The following is a 26,107-nucleotide window of genomic DNA, read 5'->3' on the forward strand; positions in this document are numbered from 1 at the left end:
AATAAATTAATATAATAATAGAAAGGATTTATTATGAAAAAAATATTATTGAAATTAAATTCTTTATTATTGATTAGTGGTTCTTCCTTAGGTTTAACTGCATTTCCAAATAAAGAAAAATATCAAAACAATTCTAATATTTTAGAATTGAATAACTTAGAAAGCAAAAAAAATAAAATTGCTTATGAAAAAATAAGCTTAACTTCTATGCTTTTAGATGATATAGAAGTTGATATAAGCAGTTTGCTAAGTAAAAATTATACTGAATTAGATTTAGCAAAAACAGTTATTAGAAGTGCTATTAATCAGAATGAGGAATATAAAAAAGATTTAAAAGATTTGTTAGTATCATTTACTAAGTATTCAAAATTTTTCTCTTTAGATAATTTTGACATAGATATTAAAAACTTTGGAGATTACTCTAGTGATAAATATCAACTTACAATTTTAGCTAATGATGATAATTCATATTATGAAGGTGAATTAGTTATAAATGCAAGTTTCCATAGAACTACAAAATATAAAACAAGAGACATTGTTGAAACTATCGATTATAATAATTTAGGTTATGTAGAAAGTTTAGAACCAGTAAAAATTTTAGATAAGTTTATTGATGTTAATAAAAAATTTAGTAAACTAGATGCAAAATATTTAGGAATTAAAGATATAACACAAAAAACTGCAACTATTTATTCTCTTGAAGAAAAAGTATTTAAAGGTAAAGTTCAAGTTTATTTTAACGAATTATTAGATTTATCAAAAATAGTTTCTCAAAAAGATCTAGGTCTTCTTGAAAAAGACCCTTCTTTAGAGTATGTAAAAGATTATTTAAAAAATAACTATAAAATAGATCTTGTTTCTATTATTATAGATATAAGAAATTCAGAAAAAAAAGTTATAGTTAAAGCTGATAAACTTTCTAATGTTTATTTCGGAGAGTTTATACTTACTTATACTTTAAAATTTAATTTATCAAATGTAAAATCTACTGAACTAGGTAATTTGTTAAATGTAAATGATGAATACATAATATCTGAATTTGCAAAGAATAATAATTTAAAAAAAGAAAGTTTATACATAGATAAAACTTTACAAAGTTACCGTTCATCTGTTATAAAAGCTTATTCAAACTCTTCTTATACAGGTTATGCGGTTGTTACTTATACTTCAAAAGAGTATATGATTTTAAATGATTATTCAGGTGTAAAAGAAGTTTATGCTTATAATTCAAGACAATATGCAGAATATACAAATAATTATGTATACCATGCAAAATTAGGAAAAACAGCTTTTCTGAACAGTCATAGATATATAAATTTTGATGTAGAAATAACAGCATCTAATAATGGTAATGGAAATTTTCAATCAAATGGTAAACATTCTTATTTTGAAACTTTGAATGCAAATCCTAATAAAAAACAAATGTTTTATCATGGGTATGAAGGAGCTGTTAATTGAGATAAAGGTGCGTGAAATATAAAATGATATTGAAGTGGTGATTATTTATATATAAATAGCTTAATGTATGTAGAAAGTTATGCTTCTTGAGTTAATTCTTATTCTGCGCAATCTACTGCAGAAGTAAAATTATTTAAAATATGATTTGATTAATTTTATTAATTTTGTCATAACTGAATAATTTTATTAACTAATATTTTATAAATTATTTTTATTTGAATAAAAATAAATGAAAGAAACTAAAAGGATATTATGTTTTAATATCATTTTAGTTTTTTTATTAAAAAAATTTTTTTCATTACTTTATAAATAAAAGTTTTTTTAAAAATAGTTTGAACTAAGATATTTTTATTAGTATTTTTATAGTTATATTATTATTTTACAGTGTGTATCTCTTACTCTTTATTAGAATTAAATTTTATAAAATTAATAATTCAAAAAAATACCAATTTAGTGTAATTTTTAATGTTAATTATTTCAAATATTTTTTAAAAAAACAACTCAGTTATTCAAGTGCTTGGATTAGATTTTATTTATTAGTAATGTTAAATATTTTTTGTATTTATATAAAATATTTTATTTAATCAATATATAGATTATGACTTTTGTACAATTTTTATTATAATTATAAAAAGTTTTATTAATTCTTTTAATGCTATTTTTTTATTGAATATATTTTATTTATTCATTTATTTATGATGTACGAAGAAAATATTATATACTTGTTTAAAGTTTATATAAAAGTTAATATTTTTTAACTTTAACTTTAAAATTACAAATAAAAAAAAATCAAGGCTGTAAATGTTATAATAAAAAAGAATAGTAATAATAATTAAAGGATTAAGTAATGAAAAAAGTAATGAGTATATTAAGTTTGTTTTTACTAATGTTTTTATCAGGAACATCAATTTTATCATGTAAAACTATTAAAATAGACAATTCATGAGATAATAAAATATATAAAATAACAAAAAGAGTTCAAGATAATATAATTGAAAAAAATATCAGATCAAAAGATAAACAAGGAATAATAAAAAATATAAAAGATAATATTGGTGATATCGAAGATGTTTATTTTGAAATAAATAATAATATAAAAGAAAAAGATATTTTAATCGATGTTAATATAGATAAAGTAAATGATAAAACATACGAAACTACTTTAAAATTTTTTGATACTTATAAAAGCAATGATAAGTATCTATATAAAAGTATTTTTTCAACTACAGCTGAATATTCTTTTCTTAGAAAATTAGATGAAATTGAAAATATTGAAGTTGAGTCTAATGAAATAACTAATAGTGCTACTTATGGAGCTGCAAACCTTCATATAACAAATTATTCAAAAATAGAAACTATATATATAAAACCAATTGACAATGAAGATCTATTTATTTCTTTTTATATTTTTAATAAAAATAATGAAACATATATTTCTATTGATTTAAAAGAAGTAACAGACAATAAACCAAAAACTACTAAACTTGAAATAAGCGCATCAAATGTCAAAAATAAAATTATAATAAAAGCTACAAGCATCTATAGTGGTGGTTTAGAAATTAAAACAGATATTTCTAAAGTTGATGTGGTATGAGGTGAAAAGTTTGAAATAAAAGTTTTAAATTATTCATTAATATCAGATTTAAAAATAGAGTCAGATTATGATTTACAAAAAATTAATTATGATAATAATACTGGATTAATTTCAGGTTATGCAATAAAAAACAGTAATAACAATTTTTTGATAAATGAAGAATTTTATTTTTATTTAATTTCTGATGTATATTATAGAAAACTTATTGAAGTTTCGATTAAATCCATTAATATATTTGAAAATTTTAATAAAGAAGATATAAATTTATCAACAATAAATAAAACTTATTTAAAAGTAAATAAAAATATAGATGAAATAACTTTTTCTTCTTTAAGAAATAATAGTTTTGATAATGAAAATGTTGTATTTGAAAATGGTAATTATACAAATGGTAATTGACAAGTAAAATATAATAAAATTAATGAAATTATATTGAGTGGTTATTGAGCAAATAAAGAAAAAGATACTTATGTGCTAGTTGATTCAATTTATACCAAAGTAATAAATGGAGTAACATATACACAAAAAATTAAAGACTATCGAGTACATTTTATAGTTACAGAATGAGATAAAAAATTAGACATTTTTTCAAATAAGGATTGTATTAAATTTGAATCAGTTATTAATAACAAATATTTAGATTATACTTTTGATGATTCAAAAAAAGAAATAAAAGTATTTACAAACTCAAACTCAATAAGGTTTTATATTAAAAATAATTTTTATAGAAAAATAAACAACTTAAATGATTTTTATATAGAAAATAATTATCTTGTATCGCTAAATTCTACATATAAGGGTTTTCCTAATAAAAAAATAGAGTATAGTAAAGTAAATATCATAACTATTAAAAATATTGAAGAATTTAAAAAAGCAGTAGAAACTAATATTCTTTACAAAGAAGGAGAAAGCAATTTAAACGATTATAAATTGCAAATTATCTATAAAGAAAGTTAAAAAAAGGTATATAAGCATGAAAAAATTAATTAAATTAATATTTGGTATTTCTTTAACTACAGTTATTAGTTCTACGGTTGTATCATGTTCTCATAAAATAAAACTTTCTGAAAATGATATTAAAAATATGATAAATGAAGAATATAGTAAAAGTGATATGTATTATCGATCTATGGAAGATGTAAATAATGTTTTGAGCAATATTTTTATGAAATATAATAATTATATACAATTAAACAGTGTTGGAAATCCTAACCAAGAAGGTTATTTGATAAAAGCAAATAAAATAGAAGAAACAACAGCAAAAATTAGTTTTTCTATTACTGCGCAAAAAATAGAAAAAGTTGGATCAGAGTTTATTGTTAATGATGATTTTTTTTATAATCAGACTTATAAAACTTTCAAATGAATCGATAAATTAAGTGTTGATAATGACAAATTTCAAACAGATTTTTATAATAAAACTGTATCTATAAAAATTTTAAATTTTGAAGATCTAGATGGAATAAGTTATAAAATAGTTGATGGTAAAGAATGAGTGGAAAAAAGTGATTTTGATAGTATCAATAAAAACATTTTCAATATAACTATTATTCCAAATCTAGAATCATATCAAAGTAATAGAATTATTAGATTTTTGTTTAAGGCAAAAAATGCTAAAGAATATACTAATATTGAAATTGAAAATGTTATAAAAACTTATGATCCTATAATTGAAACAGATATTAAAAATAATGAAATTACTACAAAATGGGGTAATAAAATAGAATTTAATATCTTAGATTATGCTAAATATAAAAATTTAAAAGTAGCTCCTACAAGTTATTCAAATAGTCTAATTGAAGATTTTGTAATAAATAATGGAAAAGTTACGACAACAATGTTGTATAGAAATGATGAATATAATACATTTTTTCAAAGTTCTTATTTTTGATTAAATATTATGGCTGATGATATACCATCACCTACAAAAATAAAAATAATAGCTAATCCTATTGATACTCCATTTGTTAACAACAATAATGAGAGTAATATTAATTTAAATGTAAGCAAGGAAAATGAAATACTTTTTGATAAAAAAATTAAAAATAAAAAATTACATTTTAAAGAAGATGACGCTAAAAAATATTTGTTATTTAAAAATGGTAATGTTGAATCTAATGGTGTAGATTATAGTGGTTTAGATAAAATGATAATTGAAGGTTGAGTTTTTGATAAATCAAAAAACTATATATGATGCAATCTTAGTTTCGATAAAGAATTTATTTTATTAAACAACTCTATTGTTACTAAAAATTTAGTTTATAATTTCTTTTTTATATTAAAAGAGTATAAAATTAACGATATAAAAATTAACGACCAAAATACTATAATTCAATCAAACGATGATAATGATTTAAATTATGAAATTAATAATAATATTGTTGATGTTTATACAAAAGCTGATAATTTTTATTTAAAAATAAAAACTGAAGAATTTAGAAAGTTCAATTCTATTATTGAAGAATTTAGTGATGATGACACGGATATAAAATTAGAATATACATTTGATATTTATCAGTACTATAAAGAGTATTGTGATATAAAAATAAGTTATTTTAGTTATTTAGATGAGAAATTAATATCTACAAAGTTAAAATTTGGTTATAACCAGTATGATCTAAATTTTAAAGTTCATTTATCTTAAAAGAAAAACTTATTCAAATTTAAATAAAAGTTAACGTATATTATAAGTCTTTTAAGTTAATTTATACGCATAATTTTTTCATGACTTATATTTTTATGCTTTTAATGATTAATATTCTATCTTTTTTCTATTGTAAATAATTAATTGGTTTTAAGAAAAATATTTTTATATAAATGAGATAAAAATTTTTTATAAAATAAGTATTTTGGAATATATTATAAATGCTATAATAAAATAAAATATTAAAAGGATAAGTAATGAAAAAAATTTTAAACATATTGAGTATATTTTCTCTAATGTTGTTCACTGGAACAACTATTTTAGCTTGTAGTACTTATGCATATACTCCAGATCAACTTGGTAAAATATTCAAAATTATTAAAAGAATTCAAGATAATATAATTGATAATAATATTAGATTAAAAGATAAACAAGACATAATAAATAATATAGTAAACAATATAAAAGATATTGATGATGTATACTTTGAAAAAAATAGTAATATAAAAGAAAATGATGTTCTTATAAATATAAATATAAATAAAATAAACGATAAATCATTTGAAACAACAATAGAATTTTTTGAGTCTTATAAGATTAATGGCGGTTATGAATACAAAAGTGATTATTCACAATCATCTGAATATTCTTTTCTTAGAAAATTGGAAGAAATTGAAGACATCGAAATAGAATCTAATGACATAAAAAATGATAGAGAAAGTGGATATGCAAGAATTTATATAAAAAATTATTCAAAAATTGAAACAATTTCTTTTAAACCAATTGAAAACGAAGAACAATTTGAGAAATGATGAATTACTAATGATGAATTTGATAATGTCTATATTGCTGTTGAATTTAAAAAAATAATAAATTATAAAAATAATGTTACTAAATTTGAATTAAGTGCAACAAATGTAAATAATAAAAAAGTAATATCTATAACAAATATATTTGATAGTGAACGAAATATTCAAACAAATATTGATAAAGTCAATTTAATATGAGGTGATAAGTTTGAAATTAAAGTTTTAAATTATTCTTTAGTTTCTGATTTAAAAATAAAATGTGATTTTGATTTAAAAGAAATAAAATATGATAACAAAAGCGGGATTATATCTGGTTATGCAATAAAAAATAAGGATAACAATTTTTTGAGAGAGGAACAATTCTCAGTTTATTTGATATCTGATTTATATAACACTAAGGTTTTAAGTTTTTCAATTAAACCTATAGAAATTTTTGAAAATTTAAATGATGAAAATATAAATTTATCCACAACAAGTAAAACATATTTAAAAGTAAATCAAAATATAGATGAACTTACTTTTTCTGCATTAAGTCATAAAAGTTTTGATTATGAAAATGTAGTATTTGAGAATGGAAATTATACAAATGATAATTTACAAGTAAAATATAGAAAAACTGATGAAGTTATATTAAGCGCTTGATGAGCAAATGAAAAAAAAGAATCTTATGTATTGGTTGATTCTAGCTATTCTAAAGTAATTGATGGTGAAACATATACACAAAAATTTAAAAATTATCGATTACATTTTTCAGTTACACAATGAGATAAAAAACTAGATATATTTTCTTTTAAAAATGATGTTAAATTTGAATCAAGAGCTAAAAATAAGTATTTAAAATATAATTTTGATGATTTAAGTAAAGAAATAAAAGTATTTACAAACTCAAACTCAATAAATTTTTATCTAAAAAATACATTTTATAGAAAAATAAATAACTTAAATGATTTGTATATAGAAGATACTAATCTAGTTTCATTAAATCCCACATTTAAAGATTTTCCTGCTAAAAATATTGAATATATTAAAATAAATGTTATAAGTATTCAAAATATTGAAGAATTTAATAAAGCAGAAAAAACCAATTTAATTTACAATATTGGCAAAAGTAATTTAAACAGTTTTAAAATTCAAATTATATATAAAGAAAGTTAAAATGAAGGGGAAAAATGAAAAAATTAATTAAGTTAATGTTCGGTATTTCTTTAACCGCTGCTTTTAGCACCACAGTTATTTCATGTTCAAGAAATAAAATAAAACTTTCTGAAACTGATATTGCAAATATTATTAATAATGAATTTAGTAAAAGTGATAGTTATTTTCATTCAATGGAAGAAGTAACAAGTACACTAGTTCAACTTTTTATGCAATATAACAATTATGTGAAAATAAATAGTATTGGAAATCTTCATCAAGAAGGTTACTTAATAAAAGCCAACAAAATAGAAGAAACAACTTCAAAAATTAATTTTTCTATCACTGCACAAAAAATAGAAAAAGTTGAATCAGAATTCATCGTTAGTGATAGTAATTTTTATAATGAAAATTATAAAGCTTTTAAATGAGTCAATAAAATAAATGTTGATAATGATAAATTTGAGACTGATTTTTATAATAAAAATGTATCTATAAAAATTTTAAATTTACAAGATCTAGATGGAATAAGTTATGAAATTAAAGATGGTAAAGATCAGGTTGAAAATTGTGGTTTTGATCCTAATAATAAAAGTATCTTTAATATAACTATGATTCCCAATATAAATTCAAATATAAATAATCAAACTGTTATAATTATTTTTAAAGCGAAAAATGTTAAACCTTTTACTATTGTCGAAATCAAAAATGTTATAAAAGATTATGATCCTGTAATTAAAACAGACCTTGAAAATAGTGAACTTAGCACAAAATGGGGAAACCGAATAGAATTTAATATTTTAAATTATTCTAAATATAAAAATTTAAAAGTATCTTCTACAAGTTATTCAGATAGTCTAATTGAAGATTTTGTAATAAATAATGGAAAAGTTATGACAACAATGTTGTATAAAGATGATAAATATAATACATTTTTTCAAAATTCTTATTTTTGATTAAATATTATTGCTGATGATATCCCAGCTCCTACTAAAATAAAAGTAATTATCAATCCAATTTCCCCATTTATTAACAATAATGATATGAAAGATATTAATTTAGAAGTTGGTAAGGAAAAAGAAATAGTTTTTGATAAAAAAATTAAAAATAAAAAATTATATTTTAATAATGCTTTAGCTAAAAAATACTTATTATTTAAAAATGGTAATGTTGAATCTGATAGTGTAGATTATAGTAACTTAGATAAAATGATTGTTGAAGGATGAATTTATAATGAATCTGAAGACTATATATCATGTAAATATAGTTTTGATAAAGATTTTAGTTTAGTAAATAATTATTTTGTCACTAAAAATTTAGTTTATAATTTTACTTTTACAATAGAGAAATATAGTGATAATGATATAAAAATAAATGATCAAACCATTAAAATACAGTCAGATGAAGATAGTAGTTTAAAATATGAAATTAATAATTCGATAGTTAATGTTTTTACAAAAGCTGACAACTTTTATTTAAAAATAAAAACAGAAGAATTTAGAAAATTTAACTCAATAATAAAAGAACTTTTTGATTCTACTGATATAGACTTAAAATATACATTTGATATAAATCAATATAATAAAGAATATTGTGATATAAAAATAAGTTATTCTACTGATCCAGAAGAAAAATTAAATACATATTTAATTTTTGGTTATAATCAATATAAATTAACTATCAAAATTAATTTAACTTAATAATTAATAAAATTTGATTATTTGATTTGTATTTAAATAAATGTAATATAGACAGTAATTTTTTATTAAATTATATTATAAGGTTCCTTTTTCCTTTTTTTAAAAAAAATAAAACGTTTTATTTTATAAATATTATTTTTTACATTATTTATATTTTATAATTTTATTGTTAAATTTAGAATGTGTTTATGAAGAAATTGTTATATATATTGAATTTATTTGATATTACAATTTTATCACCAATTTCTGTTGTATCATGTAAAGGTTTAGGACAAAACTATAAATTGGCATGTGATATTTTAAAAGTTGAAAAATTGATAAAAGAAATTTTGATAAATAAAAATATAAGATCATTAAATGAAGATGAATCAATAAAAAGTTTTTAAAATGCATCAAGTGATCTAGATTATGTTCTTTTTGAAAAAAATGATAATATTAAAAATGATGATTTATTATTAAAAGTTGAAATAAAACAAAAAATTTATAAAACTTTTGAAACATAAATTTATTACTATAATACATATGAAAGTAAAAAACTATATCATTATAAAAAAACTCCATTTTCTATTATAAGTTTTTCTTTTTAAATTAATCAATTATTCTTGATACATACTAGTTCGATTTGAAAAACCTAATGCTATTTTAATTCTAAATAAATAGAAGATATCAAACTTATCCTTTTTGAAAATCAGATCAAATTAAAAGTTACAGACTTGAAGACTATGGTAAAACTGCTAATTGTTATATAAAAAATTAAAAAGATAATAAATAATAAAATAGATATCAGTAATTTTGAGTTAAGTTAAAGTAATTTAAAAAATGCATAAATTATAAGTGTAAAAAACATTTATGGTGCAGATAATGATATTAATACCAATGTATCAGAATTATATGTTTTATGAACTAAAAAAATGAACTCATTTTTAAATATCAATCAATTAAAGATTTAGAGGTAAATATCACAACTAAATTAATAACTTGAAATTATAATTATAATACAGATATTATAAGTGGTTATGCATATAAAGAATCCGATAACAATATTCTAATTTATGAAGATTGTTATATTATATTAAGCTCATATAAATTAGGAATGAAAAAATGACAAAAATAGTTAAAAAAAAATAAGTATTTTTAATAATGTTTTTAGCAATTATATAAGTTTATTGAAAAAATACAGTTTTAAATATAAATAAAAATATAAATAAACTGATTTTTAAAACTTTTAACAGTTCTAGCTTTAATCAAAATTATATTAAATGCTTAATGATGAGATGATAGTTAGAATAAACTTATAGATGACATAAGTTATTCTTTTGAAATAAATGCGATAAAATATATTGAATCAATTGAAAATAATAGATATTACTTTTAGTAAATGTTTGAGAAAAAAAATTTCTTTATATGTTCTTTTAAAGATAAAATATTTTTTTTGATTATAATTAAGAAAAAATATTAAAATATAATTTTAATAAAAAAAATAATAGCATTATAGTTTTACAGATAAAGTAAATATAAAAACAATTTTGTGAAAAAATTAAATAATTTAAATACATGAAATATAGAAAATAATTTGTTAATTGATTCAAAAATTTCAGAAAGTTATTTTAAAAACTTAACAATGTTTTTTAATGTATAATAAAACTAAAAGTAATTAGAAAAACTTTAGAATAAATTTTTTCTATAATGAATAAAATTATCATAGTATGGAGGTAATATGAAAAAATTTTTAACTACATTATGTTTATCATCATCACTTGTTATACAACAAGCGTATATTTTGGGATGTAAAACAGATAATAAAGAAGATATTTCAAAGCAAAAAGTAGAATTTGTTAATAATTTGTTAAAACAAGAAATATTTGAAAAAAAATTAAGATTCAATAATATAGAAGAAATAATTAATAAAATAAAAGAAATCACAAGTAGTTTAGATTATTTGCATTTTGATAACAAGGAAGATATAAAACAAGATGATATATTAGCCAAAATTAAAATTGATACAGTATCTAATAAAGAATTTAAAATTTTAATAAGCTATTATAAAAGCTATAAGTCTAATGGCAAGTTTATTTTTGATGATACTTATTATTATAGTTTTAGTTTTCAAATTTTAAAAAAACTTCAATATATTGATAACATTTTTGTTGAAAAAGATAGTATAGAAAATACTATAGATAATTCAATTGCTGACTTAAAAATAACTAATTATAATTTAATAGAAGATATTTATTTAACACCAATAGAAAATAAAGATCAATTTGATATATTTGGTGTTGAAGATAAAAAAGATTACGCAATTGTTCATGTATTTATGAAAAAGATAGTAGATAATCAATCTAAAATAACAAAATTTATTTTATCTGCAAGTAATGCTAAAAATACATTAGTAATTAGTGTTAACAATATTTATGGAATGACTAAAAGCAAATAAAAAAATACTTCTAATAAAACTAGAAGTATTTTTTTATTTGCTACTTGGAGCTTTATATTTTACTACAAATGTTACAGTTCCGGTAACAATTTCACTTGTATCTGCAGCAGTTGCTACAATTGATCCATTTTTTTCACTAGTAGCTTCTACAAAGTCGCTAAACACAATATCTGTTGTTTCTTCAAACTTTTTAAAATATTTATCATACATACTTGTGAATGCAGCTTTTTTAACTGCTTCAATATCATTAGAGTCTGGAGTAATAGTTGAATATTTACTATCCATATATTTCAAATCCTTTTTATGAAATTCCACAGTTGGTTTACATGCAATCGCTTCAATAGAAGTTGAACAAATAAAACTAAAACCTCCTAGAATAATTAATAATTTTTTCATATTTTATTTTTCCTTTCAATTTTGGTAATATCATAGCATTTTTTATCAAATTATAATAAATAATATTAATTATTTATTTAAATTATTTTCTGCAATTTGTTTATTTCTTCTAATTTTTATTAAATAAAAGTCATCTCCAGCTGCTGCAAAAATAAGTCCTAAAATTGAACCTAAAAATATTCCTACTAAAATTGCTGCTTTTTTCTTTCCTTGTTTTGCTAATATAAAAGCAACAACTCACATTGAAATTGTAAATATAAAATATAAACTAAAACCAACAGCTGCTAAAATAACATTCATTTTAAAACCTCATTTATTAAAATTATAACAAAGTATATTAAATATAAAAAAAATAGCTATTGCTATTTTTCTTGTCGTCTTATTTTGGATACAATTAATTGGATTCTGTATGTTAATAATACAAATAATATAATAGCGAATAAGTCAAAAATCATAAGACCAATTCATGAATTCATAAAGGAAGCAAAACCAAATGATTCATCTCCAACTTCAATTAGTGATCTAAAATAAGTCATTGAAGCACCAGCAAATGGTTGCACAATCATTATAATAGTTCCACTAACAAAAGAATAAAAAACTCTTCATCTTTTGCTTTCTTTATCATAAATATTAAATACTTTATAAAAAAGCAGTCAAAATAAAAATACTCATAATGCAAGTCCTAAACTAGATGTAAATCTAAATAAAGGGCTCATTCCATATAATATAAATTGTAATAGTCCATCCAACAAACCAATAATCATACCCCAGTATAAACCGACTACTTGAAAGCTTATAGCAATAACAAAGTATTTTAGAGTAAATCCAACATTTACTCCTGTTATTCCTAATGGAATAACAACATTTATTAAACTAACAGCTGTAGACATACTTAGTAACAAACTGACAAGGGTTATGTTAAGCGTTTCGCTTTTAATTTTTGCATGTCTGTTTGTTTTGGATAGTTTGCTGATTTCGTAATCAATATCTTCATCTCTAATTGTCAATTTATTTGGTTTATTTTCAACTATTGATTCTTGATTTGATAATTCATCAGTTTTTTTCAAATTTTTACTCCAATCTTTTAACAAGTTGGAATCCAATTAATTAGTATTTATAATTGACTTTAATATTATATAATAATTTTATAAATGAGGGACTTTAAATGTTTAGTTTTTTTGTAGAAAAAAAATCAAATAACAACTTTGTAATTGAAGATAAAGATTTTCACCACATAGTAAATGTAGTGAAGTTAAAAATAGGAGAAGAAATATTTTGTATCAATAATCAAATTAAGTATTTGTGCGAAATCAAGGAAATACAAAAAGATTACTTAATAGCAACTATTAAAAAAGAAGTATTATTAGATCAAAATAATGTTCAAGTAAATCTAATAGTTGGAATAATTAGAGAGCAAAAATGAGATTATGTTTTACAAAAAGCAACAGAACTTGGGGTTACAAATATTATTCCTGTTCAATTTAAAAGAAATGTTGTATTAATAGATGATAAAAAAGTTGAAACAAAAATTAAAAGATGACAAGAAATTTGTATTAGTGCTGCAAAACAATCAAAAAGAACAACAGTTCCAAATGTTCAATCAGTTATAAAAGATATAAATGATTTAAAAAATATTAAAGCAGATTTAAATTTAATAGCTTATGAAGATAACAAAATAAATAGTTTAAAAAATTATTTACAGAATAATTTTAATACGATAAATATAGTTGTAGGACCAGAGGGTGGATTTGAAAAAAAAGAAGTAGATTTTTTTATCCAAAATGGATATAGTGAAGTTAGTTTAGGAAGCAATATTTTAAGAACAGAAACTGCATGTTTGTACTTACTTAGTGCTATTTTTTATGAAACAAACTAGTTTTGTTAAATGATATAATTAATACATAAAAAGGGGGCTAAATATGTTTCAAAAAAATGATTCTAAAATACTGACTAGCGATGTTAAATTAATTAACGAACAATTAAAAGCAGTTGAATTAGATAAAAATTTAAAAATAACAATAGATAAAAACATTTTTTTTATAAAAACATTTTTAAAAAAACTTGTAGATATAAAAAAAATAGGAAGCTATGCAATTGAAAATATTTATAATTTTGATGAACCCCCAATTATAGATTTATTAGCATTAAAATATGTAAATAAAGAAATGTACAACACTTACTTTAAAGAAACTGAAACAAAAGATCATTTTGATGATTGTTGAGTTTGTGAATTAAATGAAGATATTTTAGTTAGTTTAAGAAAAAAATTTAAAATAGAAAAAAACATTCAAATAGAATGAAATACAAAAAAATATTTTTATGGACCTGACATAAGAAAAGATTTTTTTATACATAATGACTCTATTAAAATGGACTACTATGAAAAAGAAAAAATAATATTTACGATTATGATAAGAACTGGGATTATTCATAATGAATATCCTGTAATATTATGTATGAAAAACATGTATTTTAAATCAAATGCAATAGAGTATGTAAAAACGTTTAAAACTTTAAATAAATTAACAATTAGAAAATTAGAAATATTATTTTTTTATATAAGATTAAATTTTAGAAATAAGTTTGATGCTCAACAAAGATTAATGATGAGAATTTTAGTTATGAGTGATTTACAAACACAGCTGTTTAGAAATGTTTTTTTTAAAAAGTGAATAACAACAGTTTTTTATTTTTTATTTACAAATGCAAAAGTAGTGGATAATCTTTTTGAAACTAATAAAATATATTATAGAAAACATAAAAAATTTGTTCAGTTATATTCTTCTTTTAAACTAAAGAACTTAAAATGAGTATTTCATAATACTTATTTAAGTACAAAAGATTTTTTAGATAAGTATTTGTATGAAGTGGAAGACTGAATAAATGATAAAACTTATATTAAAAAACCACTACACTTTTGATATGATTCAAATCCTTATATTCAAAATTCAAATTACTCATCTAGTTTCACAATGAAAAAAGATAAAAAAATTTATGATAATTTAGAATTAAAGTTTTATTCAAAAGAAGTTTATCCAAGTGATAAGAATATAGGAATTTTTTTAGTATGATTAAAGTTTTATGAGTTTGAAATTTTACCAATCAGAGAAGAGGAAAACTAATGGCTAAACCTAATTTAATAAAGCAGTTTAATACAGCTATTAATCAAAACATTATTTTGGATAAAGATTTAAATGCTGTTATTAAAGTTTCTTTTTTTGAGTTTAAAAAAATATTTAACAATATATTTTTAGATATAAAAAAATTAGGAGATTTTAAATATAAAAGTTTTTTTAGCAACTCAAGAAGCATAAATTTAGATCTTGCAATAATAAAATATTTTCCTAAAAATGATTTAAAATTTACTCAACTCAATGAAACTATTTTAAAAACATTAGAAAAGTTACCAATAAAATATGTAATTAAAAAAAATCAAAACTATATAGCTATTGAAGAAAAATTTAAAGGTTATAATATAACCTATAGACTTATAACCTTAATAAGAAAAAAACGAGAAGATAAAAAAATAGATTATGTAAATAGGAATGGTTTAGTGCAAGAAGATTTGGCTATAAAAGTTACAAATGCTTTTTGTATAGCTAATAAAATTAGTAATGGAACACTATTTAATATTAAAAAACTTGTTAATTACATTTTAAAAAATCAATTTGAATATACTTATAATTTAGATTACTTATTATTGACATGATTTAACGAATATATTGCAAGAAGTTTAAATAGTTTTATTAATAAAAAATTTAATAAAAGAAATAAAGAAATGGATATTGAAAATTTTAAAAAAATCAAATCATTAAAAATTTGATTTAAAGAACATATTGATGTAAATAATTTGTATTATTATATTTTTACAAAAATAGAAAACATTAATAGTTATTTTTATAATGAATTAGAATTTGAAAATATTGAAATTTTTACAGATATTTCTAGATATTCATTAAATACAAACTCTACTTTTAATAATCCAATGTCATTTTTTTCTGAAATAAAAATATTTGATTTAAAAAATCATAAAGATCTTGTATTTATACAAAATAATTTAGGATTAGACTATGGAATTTCTAAAATTGCTTATGATAAAGCAAGAAATGAAGAAAAAAGATATTTTGTCTCTCCATTTATAGTATCTGGTTTATCTAATTTTGCTATGTTTCAAAAATGATTTACATTGTTAAGCTCAAAATTATATGCAAAATTATCTCAAGAATTAAAAGAAGAAATAAAATCAATGAAACAAAGAGAAGCTATGGAAGAACTAAATATTATTGCACATAATTGATTATCTAGTTATTATAAAAAATTAAAATATTTAGTACCTTACTTTGATAAAAAATATCCTTTAGCATACGAAAGTGATATAAAAACTTTGATGAGATTAATTGTTACAATGGTTGATAAAACAAAAGAAAAAGATTGAATTATGGAAAATGATAATTAAAAAAAATTAATCACATTAATGTGATTAATTTTTTTATGTTGATAATTCGTATAAAACTTTAAAGATACCATCTTCTTTAATTAACTTTTCATAATTTCCGATTTGAACTATTCCTTTATTTGCCTCCATAACAAATATTTTATCAAAGTTTTTTATTGTACTTAATCTATGAGCAATAGAAATTGTTGTTCTACCAACCATTAGTTTTTCTAATTCAGATTGAATTTCTTTTTCGACTTTTGTATCTAATGCACTTGTTGCTTCATCTAAAATTAATATTTCTGGATTTTTTAAAATTAATCTTGCTATTACTAATCTTTGTTTTTGTCCTCCAGAAAGTTGAGCACCTCTTTCAAATAAAACAGTATCATATTGATCTTCTCAACTCATTATTAAATCATGTAATAAGGCTTTTTTTGCAGCTTCATATACTTGTTCTGGTTCTACATTTTCTATTCCATATTTAATGTTATCAAATATTGTTCCACTTAAAATTTGTGGTTCTTGATCTACATATCCAATTTTGTCTAATCATGATTTTAAATTTATATCTTTTAAATTAAATGCATCATTTATAATTATATTTCCATTAGTTGTGTCATAAAATCTTAAAAATAATTTTGCTATTGTTGATTTTCCACTTCCAGTAGGCCCAACAAATGCATAACTTTTTCCTTTTTCAAAAGTTATATTTATATTTTTAAAAACCATTTTATCATCATTATTATAACTAAAGTCAACATTATCAAATTTAATTGTTTTAACTTTTTGATCAAATATTGTTTTTTTATGTTTATCTATTTTTATTTTGTAGTTGAATAAATTATATAAATTCTTTGCTCCATATTTTGCAGCTGGAACTTGTGATAAAACAAATCTTAAATCTAAAAGAGGCATAGTCATAACAATAACTCCTGTTGTAAAAGTTGTTATTATACTAATTAATGTTTGAGAGTTTTCATAATACAAAATAACTCCAAACATAACACTTGCCATTGAAAAACTACCAACTCCTCCAATGATAAGTCCTGCTGGAATTTCAGAAAGTAATAATTTCAATTTATTTTTTTTATCAACTTGTTTTGCAACTTTTTCAAAATCATTTTTTTCTTGATCAAAAGTACCACTTGATTTAATTAATCTTATACTATAAATTTTTTCACTCATATCATTCTCATAATCTTTTGTAAGTTTACTTATTTTTTTTGTAGCAGATACAGATAAGATTGAAAATAAAAATACACCAAACATACAAACAGTAAGTAATCCAAAAACACATAAAGTAAGTTTTCAATCAACTATAAACATGATAATAGAAGATATTAAAATAACTAATCCTGTTCTTACCAAACTAACTGGCGCTTCTTTTATGTATTGGCCTAAAATACTTGTGTCTTTTACTAATGTAGAAATAAGTTCGCCGGTTTTATTTTCATTGAAATATTGTAAATCTTGATCTATATAATAATTTATTAACTCATTTTTTAGTTTAGTTTCATAACTTCTTGATATAACTCCACTAATTAAATAAATAATATAAGATATAAAAACAATAATTAAAATATTTGTTACCATAATAACTAAAAAATCATAAACATTTAATTTAAAACCAAATAATGTGATAAATAAGGTTTTTCCATCATAATTTACAAAATCATAAAATAGTTTGTTTATAATTTTTTGAATAAAATCAGGACTACCGTATTGATCTAAAATCATATCTATTTGTTTTGGATCAATATTAAAACTGCTTAATAGATCATAAAGTGATTCTCGGTTATTTGCAGCACCAATTATTGATTTAGAAACTAACAATGCAGTTATATACTGAACAATTTTAATATTAATTGCTGCTAATATTGCTGTTAATGCAATCAAAACTATCATAAAAAATGTTAAAAACATTCTATTTTTTAATGCTCTTCAAATGTGAATATTAATTCCATCATCAAACTTTAGTTTAAAAAATGTTAGTTTCATATTTTCTCCTTTTTATTTATTTATGCTAATATTAAAAAGAATTACATTTCATATAAATATAATTGTTTCATTTAAAACAAGTTTAGCACCAGAAGGGAGTAAAGTCAATGAAAAGAGATTATAAGTTTAATGAGTTTTCAAATTTAATTAAAGGATTTATTGTTGTGACAATTCTTTCGAGGAATTTAGAAGTATTTATGGAAAAAGAATTTAAAGAATTATATAAAAATGCTTATATTCATTTAATGTTTATAAAACACGTTGAAGGAATAAGTCAAATGGAATTAAGTTTATTAACTGGTACTAACAAATCAACTTTAGTGAGAAATTTAGCAGATTTAATTTCAAAAGATTATGTTATTAAAAAAACATCATCAAGAGCTAATGAAAATGAATTATATTTAACAGAGAAGGGTTTAAAAACTGTAGAAGTTATTCAAAATTGAATTCAAGATAGGGAATTAGAAATAGAAAATGAAACAAAAAATTTTGATAATATGAAAGAAAATGTCTCTTCATACATGTTAAAAGTTATCGATCTTTATTCAAAATAATAATATTTTTAAAAATAACTTATAACTATGAGTTATTTTTTTTATTTTACTCTTATATAATTTTTTTTAGAAAGGGATGAAGTATGAAAAAAATTAATTGAGACGAATATGCCACTGAAGTTATAAAAAATGTTGGTGGAAAAGAAAATATTAAAGAAATATTTAACTGTGCTACAAGATGTAGATTTTATTTAAACGATGATTCTAAGATAAATGTAGCAAACCTTAAACAAATTGAAATTGTTAAAGGATATAATTTAGCAGAAACAGAGCATCAATTAATAATTGGAGCTGGAGTGGTTGATAAACTTGTAAGAGCAATTAATAATCAACTAAATAAAAATGGTGAAAGTGGTAATTTTGAATCTAAACCAAAAGTTAAACTATGAAATAAAAAATTATCTTTCAAACAAAACACATTACAGATTACAAAAAGGGGAATGAACTCATTTGCTGCAATATTTGTACCGTTAGTTCCTGTCTTTATTGCAGGAGGGATGAGTTTAGCGCTTGTATCATTAGTTAATCAGATCTCAAAAAACACCGGTTTTGCAAAAATATTAGACATAATTGGGGGAGGTATTTTAGGTAGTTTACCAGCATTTGTTGGATATACAGCTGCGAAAAAATGAGGAGGAAATCCTTATTTGGGAATGGCTATGGGACTTGTTTTGATAGCACCAGCTTTAATGAACTCATATGCAAATAACAAACCTGTTATGATTGGTGCAGATATTAATGCAAGTAGTGAATGAATTGAAGCATCAGTTAATGAAGCATTTGAAAAATGAAAAACTGAACAGTTAGCTGCAGGAATTTCTGCTGAAAGCTTATCACAACTATCTGCAAATGAAGTAGTTGGAGTTTATCAAACTATATTTTCAGGATTTTTTAAAATTAAATTAATTGGTTATCAAGCACAAATTGTACCAATTTTATTAGTATTAGCATTATCAGTTAACTTAGAAAAATTAATGAGAAAATATATTCCAGACATTGTTGGAATTATTATTGTTCCACTTGGGGTTGTAATAATTTCATCATGATTAGCATTTTGAGCAATCGGTCCATTAGGGCAAATTATTGGAAAAGGAATAGCTATTGCATTGACCGCTATTTTCAAATACACTAACTATACAGGTATAGGATTTGGTGGAATGCTATTTGCAGGATTATATCCATTAATTGTTATTACTGGTTTACACCAAGGATTTTTACCAATTGAAACACAATTATTAATGGATACAAACTTAACATATGGTCACTCATTTTCATTTATTACACCAGTTGCTTGTGTATCAAATATTGCGCAAGGATCTGCTGTATTAGTTGCAGCAATATTAATAAAAGATAAAAAAGAAAAATCTAAAGCAATTTCAGGAGCATTTGGAGCTAACCTAGGAATTACTGAACCTGCTATGTTTGGGATAAACTTACAGATTAAACCATTACTAGTGGGTGCCATGATTGGTTCTGCTGTCGGAGGATATTGATTAGGTATGACTCATACAGTAGCAAACTCCTTAGGAAGCGCTTCATGAGTTGGACTAGTTCAATTTGATTGATCTGCACAATATGCGCAAAATTATTTTGAAGCAAATAAAATACATGCTGCATTTACATCATGGCCACCAGGAGCAAATGTTGTAATCGCAATGGTATTGTCAATGGGAGTCTCATTTACATCTGCATTCTTCTTAATGAAAACTAGATGAGGTTTAAGATCATTAAAAGCATATTTAGACTCTATGAATATTAAAAATGATATAAAAGTTTTAGAAAAAAAAGTAAAAGCTGAAAAACCTAAAAAAGTAAAAGCACAAAATTAATAATAAAAGTCCATTTAATAATGGACTTTTATCATTTTTCTTCATCAACGACTTTATTTTTTAAAATTTCAGTACGTTTTTTAACATAATCTTTTTCAATTTTTCCTATATCATGATATAAATCACGACTTGCTTTAATTCTTAATTTTTTTAATTCTTCGTCACAATATACTCAAGTTAATCATACTATATGGAAGTGACGTAAGTATTTTATTTCTCTTTCATCATACATTTCATAACTTAATTCTTGAGCTTCTCGTTGAGCTAAATCGACTCATTTTTGAGCATCAACATTTTGATTATAAGCTTCTTTTGCAAGATCTTTATAACTTAAAGCTTTTTTAACTATTATGTCTTCTAGTGATTGTAATGTATTTGCAATTTCAGTAACAATTGCTTGATCAAATTCATCATAAGAGTTAAATTGGTGTTTAGAAAGATAAAACATTTTTGTATTTAAATTACTTACAGGGTTTCCACCACTTCCAAGATGCTCTCTTTCAGTAATTATTTTAAATTCTGCTTCAATTTCTTTATAGAAATCTGATTTAATACGCATATGTTTCCACCTCTTTATTTACCATTAATCTCATATATTATAGCATAAAATTATACACAATTAAATAGATAATACAAGACTTATTATTAACTTTTTATATTTTATTATTGATGCTAGATTTACTAATTAATATAATATCACTATATGTATGAAAAAATTTTTAATAAATTAACTTTAAAAATAAAACTATTCCGATAAAAAGTGTTTTAAAACTAATTATTTAAGTATTTTTGTATTAATATTCTAGTGTAAATGAAAAGAGGATATGAATGAAAAATTATGTATGATGAAAAACAAGTAACATGTATCAAATTTGACCTAAATCATTTAAAGATACAAATAATGATGGGATAGGAGATTTAAAAGGAGTGACTCAAAAGTTAGATTATATTAAAGATTTAGGTTTTGATGCAATTTGACTATCTCCATTTTTTAAATCACCAATGGCAGATAATGGATATGATGTAGCAGATTATTATCATGTCAATCCAATCTTTGGAACAGATGAAGATTTTGATGAGTTAATCAAAGAAGCTAAAAAAAGAGATATAAAACTTATTATTGATATGGTTTTTAACCATACAAGTGATCAACATGAATGATTTATTGATGCATGCAAATCAAAAGATAGTATTTATTCAGATTATTATATTTGAAGAGATAAACCAGATGATTCAATTACTTCAATGTTCACAGGACCAGCATGAACTTATTGTGAAGCAAGAAACCAATATTATTTACATTTATTTGATAAAACCCAACCAGACTTAAATTGAGATAATCCAAAAGTTTTAGAAGAATGTGCTAAAGTTTTAGATTATTGACATAATAAAAAGGGGATTGCAGGGTTTAGATTTGATGTCTTAGAACTATTAGGAAAAGATATTGAAAATCATATTCTTGCAAATGGTCCGAAATTACATAGTCGTATTAATGAGTTAATGAAAAAAGGTAACTTAACTTATGAAACAGTCAAAATTGGAGAATGTTGAGGAGCAGGGTTAGAAGAAACTTTATTATATACTGATAAAAAAAATGAAGAACTTTCAATGGTTTTTAATTTTAAAACAATAAAAGCAATTAAAAATGAAGAAGACTCTAGAAATAAAATTGGTAAATTAAATGTTGAAAAATTAAAAAATGCAATTGTAGATTTTGCAAATCAAGTTGTTCAATCACAAGGATGATTATCAACTGTTTTAGAAAATCATGATTTACCAAGAAGTATAAGTGTATTTGGAGATTCAGATTATTGACAAGATTCTGCAAAAACTTTAGCTTTATTACTTTATAGTGTTGTAGGAACTCCATTTGTTTATCAAGGTCAAGAAATAGGAACTAAAAACTTTGTTGGAAATAGATATGAAGATTTTAATGATATTGAATTATTTAGAATGAAAGTTAATTTAGTTGATAGTAAAAAAATGAGTGATAAAGAGTTTTTTGATTTAATGAATTGAAAAGGAAGAGATAATGCAAGAAGACCAATTCAATGAAATAGTGAAAAAAACTTTGGATTTACAAATGGTACACCTTGAATTACTATGAATAACAACCAAAATGACATAACTGTAGAAAATCAATTAAAAGATCCTAACTCAATTTTAAATTTTTATAAAAAATTAAATCAATTAAGAAAAGGAGAATACTTAGATTATTTTGTTAATGGAAATATGAAGTTGAATCAAAGCGATAATGAAATAATTGATTTTAGTATAGAACTTGATGAAAAACCAAGTTTAAGATTTATTGGTAACTTTGGTAAAAATCAAAATAAACATATCATTAATAAATATTCAAAAATATTTTTTAATGAACAAAATATAGATATAAAAGAAAGTGAAATAATTTTAAAACCTTGAAGCTCAATTTTAATATTAGAATAATAGTAAAAAAAATTAGTGTACAAAATATATTTAGTATACAAAGCAATGTTGATTTTAATTTAAATATATATTTTTAAATATTCTTATATATTATAAAATATATAAGAATGGAGCATAAAACTATGAATAATGAATCGGGTATTTTTTTAGTTAATAAACCTCTAAACATAACTTCAAATGATTTAATTCAAAAGATAAAAAAGAAATTTAATATAAAAAAAATTGGTCATGCAGGGACGTTAGATCCAATTGCTACTGGTTTAATGGTTGTTTTAACAAATCAAGCTACTAAAATTTCTAATTATCTTTTAAAAGCAGATAAAGTGTATGTTGTTGAAATGAAATTATTTCAAAAAACAGATAGTGGTGATATAACTGGAAAAGTAATTGAAACACAAGAATTTAAAAAAATAGCAAAAAAAGATGTAGAAACATTAGCACAAAAATATAATGGTTATATTTATGATCAATATCCTCCAATTTATTCTGCAATTAAAGTAAATGGAAAAAAATTATATGAATATGCAAGAAATGATCAAGAAGTAAAAATTGAACCAAGAAAAGTAACGATTAATGAATGTGAAGTTATTGATTTTAACCAAAAAAATGCCACTATTAAATTAAAAGTAAATTGTAGTAAAGGTACTTATATTCGTAGTTTTGTTCAAGATTTTGCAAAAGAATTAGATTGTATTTCAACTGTTAGTTCTTTAGAAAGAGTTGCTTCTGGTAATTTTAATTTAGATCAAGCAAAAACAATTGAAAAAATTGAAGAAAGTGATTTAATAACAATGTATGATGGATTAATTCAAAATAATCATACTTTGATTGAGTATCACAAAAGTAGAGATATAATTCAAGGAAGAGCAATCACATTAACTGGTAGAAGTGATAAAGTCATTTTTATAATTGATGATAAAAAAAATGTTATTGCAATCTATAAATGAGTTGCAAAAGATTTATATACATGTCAACGTGGTTTATGAGATGAAGACTTTGAAGCTAGTTTAACAGAAGCAGAAAGAGATTTTTAAAATGAAAAAAATTGATGTATATTTGAAAAAAGAAGAAAATTTTGATATCCAAAAAAATAACACTATTTGCATTGGATTTTTTGACGGTATTCATCGAGCTCACCAAAAAATAATGCAAAAAACTCAACAAATTGCACAAGAAAATAATGAAATATTTTCAGTAATGACTTTTAATCAAAAAGTAAGTGAGTTTTTAGCGGGGCAATTTCATAATTTACAATCAAGAAAAATAAAATATCGTATGTTAGTTGATTTATTTGATCCAGAATTTTTATTTGAAATTCAAGTAAACGAAAATACTATAGCTGTTTCAAAACAAGATTTTATTGATTATTTAAAAAATAAATTAAATGTAAAGCATTTAGTTGTCGGAAGTGATTTTACCTTTGGGCACTATAAAGAAGGAAGAGTAGAAGACTTGTATGAAGCATTTGGAAAAGAAAATGTTTTTGTGTTTTCAAGAATTGAAAAATATTCTTCAAGTAATTTAAAACAATTATTAGCTGAAGGAAAAATTGAATTATTAAATGAAAAAATGGGATATATTTATAAACTTGATTTAAAAAAAATCCCAGAAAAAGCAAATGCTTTTAAAATTTCAAAAAGTAAAGCAACTATAAAAGATGGTTTTTATAGAGTAATTTATAATGATGTAGTTTGTAAAGTTCAATTTGAAAGTAATATAGCTTATTTTCCAGATAACTTTGTAAGTCCAAGTGAAATAAGTATTGAATTAGTTCAAAGAGTTAATTAATAAACTCTTTTTTTTATTTAAAAGTTATTTTTTTAACAAATATAAAAAATACAAATTGCTATAATATTTCTATAAAAGGAGATAATTTTATGAATGAGATAAAAATTGAAAATCCAACAAGTGAAGGTAAAGAAAGTAAAAAGTTTTTAACTTTATTAAAAGTCAATTGCTTTATTATAAGTCTTATTGGTTTAGGATTATTTATATTTGCAATTATATACGGAAGAGTATTGATAGGAAATTACAAACGTGAAGAAAATGTTTTAGATCCACAATGATATTATTATGTAATTTTTTTCTTTGGAGTATATTATTTTGCATCTCAAATTTCTTTAGCGATTGGAATTGAAAAAATTTTAAAAAGAATAAATTATTCTTTATATCAACGAAAAGTTTTTATATTATGTAATTTATTAGTAATGGTTTTAACAGTTTTAACATCATCTACATTATATTTATTTTTAAAATATAATAAAGCTCTTGAAAAAGAAGGTTATGATGATAAAGAACAATTTGATTATTATGTTAATACAAAAATTAATCCTAGATTTAATATGAAAATCTTAGTTACAACAACTTTTGGTATAACTATATTTTTTTCATTATTCGTTGGATTTTTAATTTATGCATATTTGAAGAATATTGATTTTATTAGTTGAAATTTTACTACTGTAATAATTGGGTCATATTCATTTATGATTGTTTTTGGAAGTAGTACAATTTGTGCAAGATTTTTATGTGACACAAATGCATTTTTAAATAGTGATAACAAAATTGATACAAAATGATTTGTTATAAGTTCTATTCCAATAATTGGACCAATAACTTTATTGATTTATTATAGTAAGAAGAAAATAGTTAATAAAAGAGATAAAGTAATTTAGTT

At 21.5% G+C, this 26,107-nt stretch carries 21 protein-coding genes; 16 read left to right on the forward strand and 5 right to left on the reverse strand.

Features of this window, described 5'->3' with window-relative positions; genetic code table 4:
* The first annotated feature begins 33 nt into the window (after window positions 1-33).
* From STABA_RS02425 to STABA_RS02455, 7 genes are all read left to right on the forward strand, one after another.
* Window positions 34-1,611, forward strand: coding sequence for a hypothetical protein (locus STABA_RS02425; RefSeq protein ID WP_156006172.1), 1,578 nt, complete (start codon window positions 34-36; stop codon window positions 1,609-1,611).
* Window positions 1,612-2,305: 694 nt separating this feature from the next.
* Window positions 2,306-4,009, forward strand: coding sequence for a hypothetical protein (locus STABA_RS02430; RefSeq protein WP_156006174.1), 1,704 nt, complete (start codon window positions 2,306-2,308; stop codon window positions 4,007-4,009).
* Window positions 4,010-4,025: 16 nt separating this feature from the next.
* Entirely contained in the window at window positions 4,026-5,696 is a 1,671-nt protein-coding gene (locus tag STABA_RS02435) for a hypothetical protein (protein ID WP_156006176.1), read from the forward strand.
* Window positions 5,697-5,953: 257 nt separating this feature from the next.
* Window positions 5,954-7,660 (forward strand): hypothetical protein, encoded by a 1,707-nt coding sequence (locus STABA_RS02440; RefSeq protein ID WP_156006178.1) that lies wholly within the window; start codon window positions 5,954-5,956, stop codon window positions 7,658-7,660.
* Between the two features lie 14 nt (window positions 7,661-7,674).
* Window positions 7,675-9,339 (forward strand): hypothetical protein, encoded by a 1,665-nt coding sequence (locus tag STABA_RS02445; RefSeq protein ID WP_156006180.1) that lies wholly within the window; start codon window positions 7,675-7,677, stop codon window positions 9,337-9,339.
* A gap of 188 nt (window positions 9,340-9,527) precedes the next feature.
* Window positions 9,528-9,725, forward strand: coding sequence for a hypothetical protein (locus STABA_RS02450; RefSeq protein WP_156006182.1), 198 nt, complete (start codon window positions 9,528-9,530; stop codon window positions 9,723-9,725).
* 1,331 nt (window positions 9,726-11,056) lie between these two features.
* The gene (locus STABA_RS02455) at window positions 11,057-11,773 is read left to right on the forward strand and encodes a hypothetical protein (protein ID WP_156006184.1); all 717 of its coding nucleotides are present in this window, start codon (window positions 11,057-11,059) and stop codon (window positions 11,771-11,773) included.
* Window positions 11,774-11,806: 33 nt separating this feature from the next.
* On the opposite strand, the gene STABA_RS02460 is transcribed toward STABA_RS02455, so the two are convergent.
* The 3 genes from STABA_RS02460 to STABA_RS02470 form a co-directional block, all read right to left on the reverse strand.
* On the reverse strand, window positions 11,807-12,169 hold the full coding sequence (locus tag STABA_RS02460; protein WP_156006186.1) for a lipoprotein: 363 nt from the start codon (window positions 12,167-12,169) through the stop codon (window positions 11,807-11,809).
* Between the two features lie 69 nt (window positions 12,170-12,238).
* Window positions 12,239-12,469, reverse strand: a complete 231-nt coding sequence (locus tag STABA_RS02465; protein ID WP_156006188.1) for a hypothetical protein — start codon at window positions 12,467-12,469, stop codon at window positions 12,239-12,241.
* Window positions 12,470-12,531: 62 nt separating this feature from the next.
* Window positions 12,532-13,236 (reverse strand): hypothetical protein, encoded by a 705-nt coding sequence (locus STABA_RS02470; RefSeq protein WP_156006190.1) that lies wholly within the window; start codon window positions 13,234-13,236, stop codon window positions 12,532-12,534.
* 98 nt (window positions 13,237-13,334) lie between these two features.
* Here STABA_RS02470 and STABA_RS02475 point away from each other — a divergent pair, with 98 nt between their 5' ends.
* Genes STABA_RS02475 through STABA_RS02485 form a run of 3 tightly spaced genes read left to right on the forward strand, consistent with a single transcriptional unit; the run spans window position 13,335 to window position 16,625 of the window.
* Window positions 13,335-14,045 carry an RsmE family RNA methyltransferase gene (locus STABA_RS02475; protein WP_156006192.1) on the forward strand — a complete coding sequence of 237 codons (711 nt, stop codon included), beginning with the start codon at window positions 13,335-13,337 and terminating at the stop codon, window positions 14,043-14,045.
* Window positions 14,046-14,088: 43 nt separating this feature from the next.
* Entirely contained in the window at window positions 14,089-15,291 is a 1,203-nt protein-coding gene (locus tag STABA_RS02480; protein ID WP_156006194.1) for a hypothetical protein, read from the forward strand.
* On the forward strand, window positions 15,291-16,625 hold the full coding sequence (locus STABA_RS02485) for a hypothetical protein (protein WP_156006196.1): 1,335 nt from the start codon (window positions 15,291-15,293) through the stop codon (window positions 16,623-16,625). The genes STABA_RS02480 and STABA_RS02485 overlap by 1 nt, the downstream gene beginning before the upstream one ends.
* Window positions 16,626-16,658: 33 nt before the next feature.
* On the opposite strand, the gene STABA_RS05940 is transcribed toward STABA_RS02485, so the two are convergent.
* Window positions 16,659-18,605, reverse strand: a complete 1,947-nt coding sequence (locus STABA_RS05940) for an ABC transporter ATP-binding protein (RefSeq protein WP_156006198.1) — start codon at window positions 18,603-18,605, stop codon at window positions 16,659-16,661.
* A gap of 107 nt (window positions 18,606-18,712) precedes the next feature.
* Between STABA_RS05940 and STABA_RS02495 the strand changes: the two genes are divergently transcribed.
* Together STABA_RS02495 and STABA_RS02500 are read left to right on the forward strand one after the other, a co-directional pair.
* The gene (locus tag STABA_RS02495) at window positions 18,713-19,159 is read left to right on the forward strand and encodes a MarR family transcriptional regulator (RefSeq protein ID WP_156006200.1); all 447 of its coding nucleotides are present in this window, start codon (window positions 18,713-18,715) and stop codon (window positions 19,157-19,159) included.
* Window positions 19,160-19,242: 83 nt separating this feature from the next.
* The gene (locus STABA_RS02500) at window positions 19,243-20,988 is read left to right on the forward strand and encodes a PTS transporter subunit EIIC (protein ID WP_156006202.1); all 1,746 of its coding nucleotides are present in this window, start codon (window positions 19,243-19,245) and stop codon (window positions 20,986-20,988) included.
* A gap of 28 nt (window positions 20,989-21,016) precedes the next feature.
* On the opposite strand, the gene STABA_RS02505 is transcribed toward STABA_RS02500, so the two are convergent.
* On the reverse strand, window positions 21,017-21,547 hold the full coding sequence (locus tag STABA_RS02505) for a hypothetical protein (protein ID WP_156006204.1): 531 nt from the start codon (window positions 21,545-21,547) through the stop codon (window positions 21,017-21,019).
* A gap of 269 nt (window positions 21,548-21,816) precedes the next feature.
* Here STABA_RS02505 and STABA_RS02510 point away from each other — a divergent pair, with 269 nt between their 5' ends.
* From STABA_RS02510 to STABA_RS02525, 4 genes are all read left to right on the forward strand, one after another.
* On the forward strand, window positions 21,817-23,433 hold the full coding sequence (locus tag STABA_RS02510; RefSeq protein WP_156006206.1) for an alpha-glucosidase: 1,617 nt from the start codon (window positions 21,817-21,819) through the stop codon (window positions 23,431-23,433).
* A 122-nt stretch (window positions 23,434-23,555) separates the two neighbouring features.
* A complete protein-coding gene (gene truB, locus STABA_RS02515) occupies window positions 23,556-24,467 on the forward strand; it encodes a tRNA pseudouridine(55) synthase TruB (protein WP_156006208.1) in 912 nt (303 codons plus the stop codon).
* 1 nt (window position 24,468) lies between these two features.
* Complete coding sequence (locus tag STABA_RS02520) at window positions 24,469-25,221, forward strand: nucleotidyl transferase family protein (protein WP_156006210.1); 753 nt, start codon at window positions 24,469-24,471, stop codon at window positions 25,219-25,221.
* An 89-nt stretch (window positions 25,222-25,310) separates the two neighbouring features.
* The gene (locus STABA_RS02525; protein WP_156006212.1) at window positions 25,311-26,105 is read left to right on the forward strand and encodes a hypothetical protein; all 795 of its coding nucleotides are present in this window, start codon (window positions 25,311-25,313) and stop codon (window positions 26,103-26,105) included.
* Window positions 26,106-26,107: the final 2 nt, after the last annotated feature.

The sequence above is a fragment of the Spiroplasma tabanidicola genome (assembly GCF_009730595.1).
GTDB lineage: Bacteria > Bacillota_I > Bacilli_A > Mycoplasmatales > Mycoplasmataceae > Spiroplasma_A > Spiroplasma_A tabanidicola.